Source organism: Priestia sp. BR_2 (genome assembly GCF_041954005.1).
GTDB classification, from domain to species: domain Bacteria; phylum Bacillota; class Bacilli; order Paenibacillales; family Paenibacillaceae; genus Paenibacillus_AQ; species Paenibacillus_AQ lautus_A.
This window is the reverse complement of the sequence record NZ_JAVFHM010000006.1, coordinates 1-929: the sequence shown is the minus strand read 5'-3', so window position 1 is coordinate 929 and position 929 is coordinate 1. Positions and strand designations below refer to the sequence as shown.

At 36.3% G+C, this 929-nt stretch carries 1 pseudogene; it reads right to left on the bottom strand.

Going from position 1 to position 929, the window contains the following annotated elements:
* Positions 1-95: 95 nt before the first annotated feature.
* A pseudogene (gene lgt, locus RB298_RS00045) lies at positions 96-911 on the bottom strand (prolipoprotein diacylglyceryl transferase).
* Positions 912-929 lie beyond the last annotated feature (18 nt).

The window sequence follows — 929 nt, the reverse complement described above, 5'->3', positions numbered from 1 at the left end:
GCTTTTATTGGTTTGTATTCTTTAATACCTGCTTTTATATTTAAAGCATCGTCCATAGACTACTAATTTTACAGCCGAAATGAAAATGTATATTCTTATGAGAGAGAGGCAGCCTTGCTAATTGCTAGACCTTTTTTGCGTCTATACCATAGCAATATCAAACTGCCTAATACGCAAAGGAAAGACACTAATTGAGCTATTCTGATATGAGAAGTTAGCATTAAGCTATCCGTACGCAATCCCTCTATAAAAAATCTTCCTATCGAATACCATAGTAGGTAAGTAAGAAAGACTTCTCCTCTTTTTAACAAGGATTTTCATAGTGCAATTAGTACAAGATCACCTATAATGTTCCAAAGTGATTCATAGAGGAACGTAGGATGATAATAAGTTCCATAGAAATACATTTGGTTAATAATAAAATCAGGTAAATGTAAAGTTTCTAAAAACTGACGTGTAACAGATCCGCCATGTGCTTCTTGATTCATGAAGTTTCCCCACCGGCCAATAGCTTGGCCTAATAATAAGCTAGGAGCTAAAACATCAGCCATTTTCCAAAAAGAAAGATTCTTTTTTCTGCAAAACCATATAGCTGTTAATACAGATCCAATAATTCCACCGTGAATAGCTATGCTTCCATGCCAAATTGCGATAATTTCGCCTGGGTGGTCTTTATAATAACTCCATTCAAAAAGTACATAGTAAATTCGAGCAGTAACGATAGCAATGGGTAGTGCTAGCAGAAGTAAATCAGAGATGGTTTCTGAGGGGAAACCTCGTTTCTTTCCTTCTTTCGAGGCTAACAAGAAGCCTAAGAAAGCTCCTATTCCTATGATAATTCCATACCAATGAACCTCAAGTGGACCAAGGTGGAAGGCGATAGGGTTTAAAGGTTGTGTTTGTTGGTTTATGTCTTTTCTCCTTTACTT